The organism is Barnesiella sp. CU968, assembly GCF_905219685.1.
GTDB lineage: Bacteria > Bacteroidota > Bacteroidia > Bacteroidales > Muribaculaceae > Lepagella > Lepagella muris_A.
On the sequence record NZ_CAJMXD010000173.1, the window covers coordinates 1 to 6,038 of the forward strand.

Consider the following 6,038-nt stretch of genomic DNA (forward strand, 5'->3'; position numbering starts at 1 on the left):
AGTCGGAGGTGGCTGTTTTCTTTCTTTTATTGCTTTTAACCGCTCCCGCCACATGTATGGCACCTCCGAAAAGCAATAGTTTCTCGGTGAGAGTGGTCTTACCCGCATCCGGGTGTGAGATGATTGCGAATGTCCGCCTTCTCTCTATTTCCTTGTTCAGTTCTTCGCTCATGAAAGTCAGGTTTTCGGATTTAAGCAGTTTCTTAGACTCCCATCTGCTCCAGACATCGTTTCAGCGAGTCGCGCCAGTATGGAATCTCCAGTCCGTAATTGCGCTTGATCTTGTTTTTGCTCAATACGGAGTAGAGGGGGCGTTTTGCAGGTGTCGGATATTGGGAGGTGCGTATGGCGTTTACTTTTGTCTTTTTTCCGGTTATGTCGAAAATCGCTTTGGTGAAGTGGTACCAAGAGGCGACTCCTTCGTCTGTGAAATGGTATATTCCCGGCTGCCAGTTCTCATGTTTGATAATAAGATGAATTGCATGGGCGAGGTCTCCGGCGTAGGTCGGGGATCCGATCTGGTCGGAGACAACGTTTATCTCCTCTCTTTCATCTGCCAGACGGAGCATGGTCTTGACGTAGTTGCTTCCGAATTCCGAATATAGCCAAGCCGTTCTTATTATCATGGCGTTGCTGCAGAATGATGTCAGCAATCCTTCCCCTTCAAGTTTGGTTCTGCCGTAGATGCTTTGCGGATACGGCTCGTCGTTTTCTTCATAAGGGCGGAATGTCTCTCCTGAGAAAACATAGTCGGTAGAGACATGAATCACCTTCATGCCGTGTTTTGCAGCAGCCTGACCGAGATTTCCGACCGCACCGGTATTGATTGCGGCAGCTTTCAGGTCGTCGGATTCCGCACGGTCAACTGCTGTATAAGCCGCGCAGTTTATGACCATATCCACCGGATTGTCTTCAAAAAAACGGTTCAATGTGCCGTAATCCGTTATGTCAAGAGTGTTGGCGTCTGTGTATATAGCTTCGATGGAGCTGTCAGCCTCAAGTTCGCGTCTGAGCGAATTGCCGAGCTGTCCGTTTGCTCCTGTAACCATTATTCTCATTTTATTCCTCCTCTAAATCAAGTTATTCCTCTTCTAAATCAAGTTCGTTATTATAATCTTTTTTGTAATAGCCGGCGAGCATGCCGAGAAAGCGGGATATCTGTTTTGCCGCAAGCGTGGTCTCTTCAGAAATCTCCTTCCCCTGCAGACGCAGCATCAGTATCCCGTAAAGAGCGTCGAAACAGGATTCCAGCTCGTTTTTTCTGTTTTCTCCTGCCTTTGCCCTGATCTCCACAATAAAGGGTAGAGTATTGTAATACTCGGCGGCGTAAGGTGCGAATTTCGGATTTTTCAGGAGCCTGCCGTGAAGTTCCTGAAGTTCACCGAGCACATTCCTGTTGAGCTGGAGATGACCGGCTTCCGTCACATTTTCGCGCCGCATCATGTCGATCAGCGACTCATACCATCCGCGCATCTCGGAACGTTCGGCGTCAGACAGCGAAGTATACCTGTCGATAATTCCCGTCTGAATACTGTCGATGTCGAGGCGGTATGCCCGGATGAGATCCTCAATCTGCCACATATACAGCAGATATTCAGCTATGTTTTCTCTCTTCTTTATTGAAGCGGTTGTCATATTTTGTAAATTATTCCACAAAATTACGAAAAAAAGGGGGATTGAGCAATTTCCCACTCGAATGTAAAACAAAATCCCCGGCATATCTGGCTGTCGGGGAAGATTGTTTATTCGGTTTTTCTGTTTCTGACCAGCATATTCTGTTGGCGGTCAGACAGAAGGTGGTTATCTGTAGTCTTTAAGCATCCCCTGAAGCCTTTTTCTTGCGAAGAATATGCGGCTTTTAACCGTTCCGAGCGGGAGATTCATTTTTTTGGCAATCTCACTGTATTTATATCCTGCGAGATACATGGTGAAAGGCACTTTGTATTCTTTGGCGAAAGAATTTATTGCCACGGAAATCTCCTTGGCGGCGAACGAACCTTCCGGAGTGGTGAGTCCTGATTCCTGACATAGATTGAGGTGGTACAGGTCTTCGGTTGTGTCCACCACTGTCGCGCTTCTTACCTGACGGCGATAATTGTTGATGAAGATGTTGCGCATGATCGTGAACACCCAACCCTTGAAGTTGACATTGTCGACATATTTTGCTTCGTTGTCAAGGACTTTCAGAGTAGTATCCTGTACGAGATCCTGAGCGGCATCCCTGTCGGAGGTGAGCTGACAGGCGAAATTGTAGAGGTTGCCCTGAAGCCCCAGCAATCTTTGTTTGAACGATAATTTGTCAGCCATAATGGTATAGTTTATAGGTGATCAGCAATTGAATTTTCGAACTCTATTCTAAAATCAATAACCTTTATGAATATATAACAAGATTATCGGAAATATAGACATCGGGATTCGGATGTTTTTTGAAATTTTTTTCAAAAACAGGTACTTTCCTTAATAGCTGTTAAAAAATCGAGGTGTTTTAGCCGATAATTCTATTATTATGATTAATTTTGCAAGAATTGAGGAACCAATATGAGCAAGAGAATAAAGAAACTGAATTTCTGGGTGCGCCGCAAGTCTCATTTTACGCTGATAGCAGTGGGGTCGGTTGTGGTGCTTCTTCTCTTTTTCAATGAGGACACCTCTATGAAACTCAATATGAAATATCAGGAAGAGATCAAGTCGCTGAAACGTCAGATACGTGAATGCGAGGATTCCGCCGAATGGTACAGGACACGCCGCGAGGCTTTGTATATCAGCGCGGAGGATCTTGAGCATGTGGTGCGCGAGCAATATCACATGCAGCGCCCTTCCGAAGATGTCTATCTTATCAAGTGATGAAGAAAGTCAGAACAACGGCACCGTTCGCAAACGGAAATAAAGAGCGGCTCAGGCGCCGGATTGAAGCTATATCAACTGTCGGGCTGCTGCTGATAGCCGCCGGTCTTATGGCTCCGTTTGCCGCTGTCGAGGATGCGCTGATTGCGGGAATCTGCAAATGGGTGTTTGCCGCCGGGGCGGTAATCTATACCGTAGCAAGAATGGTAAACGTCAATGACCCCGGCGATTCTCTGAAGTTGCGCCGGCTGCGCCGCATGGAGATGTGGGCAGGTTTCTGCTTTGTGGTGGCGTCAGGATTCTGGTTTTATAACGCTCACCGCCTTGCGGGTATCGTGTTTTCGCTTCCGGTGATGAACAATACTATTGTTTTCACTCTCGCCGGAGCCATGATTCAGGTTATCTCGTCATGGATGATCTCTGCCCGGGCGAAGAAAGAGAAAGGTCTTGACTGATGTTGCGGATAAGTGTATGAGAGTCCTGACAATCGACATAGGAAACACTGCCGTCAAAGGGAGTGTCTTTGAGAACGGAATCCTGATTGAGAGTATTCTTGTCGAAGATCTTGATGCGCGTCCGTTCTTCCCGTTTATAGACCGTTACAGACCGGGAGGGGCGATATGCTGCAGTGTGGGGCGTGACCCTGGGGCATTCCTTGATGAAATCGGAGAGTGTGTCGGAAAACCGGTGATGAGACTTTCTCATGAGACTCCGCTGCCTATCGGTGTGGAATATGCCACTCCCTCCACTCTCGGTCTTGACCGCATTGCCGCGGCGGCAGGCGCGTCGCTTGTCGCCGAGGAAGCGCTTGTGGTGGATGCCGGAACCGCGGTGACTCTTGATATAGTGGTTCGCAATCGTTTCCTCGGAGGGAATATCTCTCCCGGAATGCGGCTGAGGTTCCGTTCGCTCAACCGGTTCACATCGCGTCTTCCCCTTGTATCGGCAACGGGTGATATCCCCACGTTCGGCTATGACACAGAGACTGCGATAAGAGCCGGGGTTGTGAATGGAATTGTTTCGGAGATTGTCTCCGCTTATAAGGAGGCAAGAAAGCGCTACCCGAGAATCAGGCTCCTTCTAACGGGTGGAGACGCGGATTTCCTGGCTCCGCACATATGTCGTTACGGGGTTAAGCCCGTGACCGCATATTCACTCGTGGGCAAAGGTCTCGAACGGATTTATCTTCATGCGGAAAAGACAGACAGCCTCCGTACGGCAGCCGATATTAATTCAGATAACAATAACGCTAAATATAAATCTCTCCAGTCAGATATATGAGTAAAATAAAGATTCTTTTGGCGTCAGCCTTTGTGGCTGCCGCGACAGCTACGGCTTCGGCGCAGACTTCGTCTCCCTATTCAATGTATGGTTACGGAATAATCGGTGACCGCGCCACTTCCCTGCAGAAACAGATGGGTGGTGTGGGTTACGCCATGAACTCCGGCCGTCAGATCAATGTGATGAATCCGGCATCTTATGCCGCCATCGACTCGCTGACATTCCTTTTCGACCTCGGAGCGGATGTGTCTATGTTGTGGAGTCAGGAGGGGAGCGCACGTCAGTATTCTACCGGAGGTGGCGTGGATTATGTCACAATGCAGTTCCCTATTTCGAAATTTATGGGTGGGTCCATAGGTCTTCTGCCTTATAGCTCTGTAGGTTATGCGTTCGGTAACGAGATCAAGCACGGTGCGATGGAGAATCAGGGTTCAGGCGGCATAAACCAGCTTTATCTCGGACTCAGCGGAAAAGTCGGGGGATTCTCTCTCGGTTTCAATGTGAGCTATGATTTCGGAAATATCGTAAATGATGTATTTGCCCGACCGAACAGCGGCGGCGAGACGAAGTTCGAGCACGTGATGGAAATCCGCGACTGGAATATCAACATAGGCGCGCAATATACGGCACGGTGGAACCGCTTCAACAAACTTGTGTTCGGTGCCACATACTCCCCACGCAAGACCATGAGGGGAAAGACCTGGGTCACGTCAGTGGAAACCCAGCAGGAGAGTCTGCCCGATACTGTGGCTTATATGAAAATGAAAGATAAATATTTCAATCCCACGTCAATCGGAGCAGGTGTCAGCTATACTTATGAAAAGACCTATCGTGTGATGGTTGAGGCGGATGTCACTTGGCAGCAGTGGAGCAAGGCACCTTATTCTGCCCTTTACAGCTATAAGGACAACAACGGGGTGACACATGTCAACGACAAGGAGATTGTAGCTGCCGGAATGGATTTCAACGACCGTATGAAAATTGCGGTAGGCGCTGAATTCGTGCCAAAGCTCCGTGGTAATTACGGTCAGCGTGTTGCATATCGTATCGGAGGTTATTTCGCAAACGATTACCTCAATATCAATGGTAACAAGGTCAAGGAGATGGGTGTCACCTGCGGTGCCGGTTTCCCGACACCTGAGGGTAAGACGCAGATAAACTTCGGACTGGAATGGAAAAAACGGTATGCCACTCCTGCTAAGCTGATCGGAGAGAATTATTTCAATATAACATTGGGCGTCAACTTCAACGAGGTCTGGTTCTGGAAGCGTAAGATCCGATAACGGAGCGGGGTGTAGACAAGTAAAATCAGACATGAGGATACTGACAGCCCTGATGGTGTTTATACTGCTGCTTGCGGCGTGTCGCGAGGAGCGGAAAGTGGATGTCGCCGCCGGACTCAACCCGGAGAAGATGGCGACTATGACCACTAAGAACATATCTACCCTGATCTCGGATTCCGGTGTCATTCAGTATAAGATAGTGGCTCCGCTCTGGCAGGTGTTCGATGAAGCCGACACCCCTTACTGGCATTTTCCAAAAGGGTTGTTCCTGCAGAAATACGACCCGTATTTTCAGGTGGTGGCAACTGTGGCGGCGGATTCGGCAAAGTTTTTCAAGAACGAGCGTCTATGGCGTCTCGAAGGGCATGTGGAGATGACCAAGGTTCCGAAAGATCTGTTTCTTTCGGAACGCGTGTTCTGGGATCAGAGGCACGGGCGTATCTACAGCGATACATTCATACACATAGAAAACGCTACGCATGTCCTCGAGGGCACTGGATTTATCTCCAATGAGAACCTTACGGAATACCGCATACTGAATCCGGAGGGTATATTCCCGGTGAACAGGGATTCTCTGTGACGCGGGGATAAGCGAAAATAAAAAAACAAGATTATAAATTACTTATGATA

9 protein-coding genes are annotated in these 6,038 nt (G+C 48.4%); 5 read left to right on the plus strand and 4 right to left on the minus strand.

What is annotated here, in order from left to right; all coding sequences use genetic code 11:
• The 4 genes from JX312_RS07885 to JX312_RS07900 form a co-directional block, all read right to left on the minus strand.
• The coding region (locus JX312_RS07885) for a GTP-binding protein (RefSeq protein WP_239653858.1) at window positions 1-172 on the minus strand (172 nt) is incomplete at its 3' end.
• Window positions 173-203: 31 nt separating this feature from the next.
• The gene (rfbD, locus tag JX312_RS07890) at window positions 204-1,058 is read right to left on the minus strand and encodes a dTDP-4-dehydrorhamnose reductase (protein WP_204457630.1); all 855 of its coding nucleotides are present in this window, start codon (window positions 1,056-1,058) and stop codon (window positions 204-206) included.
• 22 nt (window positions 1,059-1,080) lie between these two features.
• The gene (locus JX312_RS07895) at window positions 1,081-1,635 is read right to left on the minus strand and encodes a DUF4924 family protein (RefSeq protein ID WP_123405453.1); all 555 of its coding nucleotides are present in this window, start codon (window positions 1,633-1,635) and stop codon (window positions 1,081-1,083) included.
• 165 nt (window positions 1,636-1,800) lie between these two features.
• Window positions 1,801-2,307 (minus strand): sigma-70 family RNA polymerase sigma factor, encoded by a 507-nt coding sequence (locus tag JX312_RS07900; RefSeq protein WP_123405455.1) that lies wholly within the window; start codon window positions 2,305-2,307, stop codon window positions 1,801-1,803.
• A 231-nt stretch (window positions 2,308-2,538) separates the two neighbouring features.
• On the opposite strand from JX312_RS07900, the gene JX312_RS07905 reads away from it, so the two are divergent.
• Genes JX312_RS07905 through lptC form a run of 5 tightly spaced genes read left to right on the plus strand, consistent with a single transcriptional unit; the run spans window position 2,539 to window position 5,988 of the window.
• A complete protein-coding gene (locus tag JX312_RS07905) occupies window positions 2,539-2,844 on the plus strand; it encodes a hypothetical protein (protein ID WP_123405457.1) in 306 nt (101 codons plus the stop codon).
• Window positions 2,844-3,299, plus strand: coding sequence for a hypothetical protein (locus JX312_RS07910; protein ID WP_124029616.1), 456 nt, complete (start codon window positions 2,844-2,846; stop codon window positions 3,297-3,299). Before JX312_RS07905 ends, JX312_RS07910 begins: the two co-directional genes overlap by 1 nt.
• A 16-nt stretch (window positions 3,300-3,315) precedes the next feature.
• On the plus strand, window positions 3,316-4,125 hold the full coding sequence (locus JX312_RS07915) for a type III pantothenate kinase (RefSeq protein WP_128707783.1): 810 nt from the start codon (window positions 3,316-3,318) through the stop codon (window positions 4,123-4,125).
• Window positions 4,122-5,408, plus strand: coding sequence for a hypothetical protein (locus JX312_RS07920; protein WP_123405463.1), 1,287 nt, complete (start codon window positions 4,122-4,124; stop codon window positions 5,406-5,408). The genes JX312_RS07915 and JX312_RS07920 overlap by 4 nt, the downstream gene beginning before the upstream one ends.
• 31 nt (window positions 5,409-5,439) lie before the next feature.
• Window positions 5,440-5,988 carry an LPS export ABC transporter periplasmic protein LptC gene (lptC, locus tag JX312_RS07925; protein ID WP_123405465.1) on the plus strand — a complete coding sequence of 183 codons (549 nt, stop codon included), beginning with the start codon at window positions 5,440-5,442 and terminating at the stop codon, window positions 5,986-5,988.
• Window positions 5,989-6,038 lie beyond the last annotated feature (50 nt).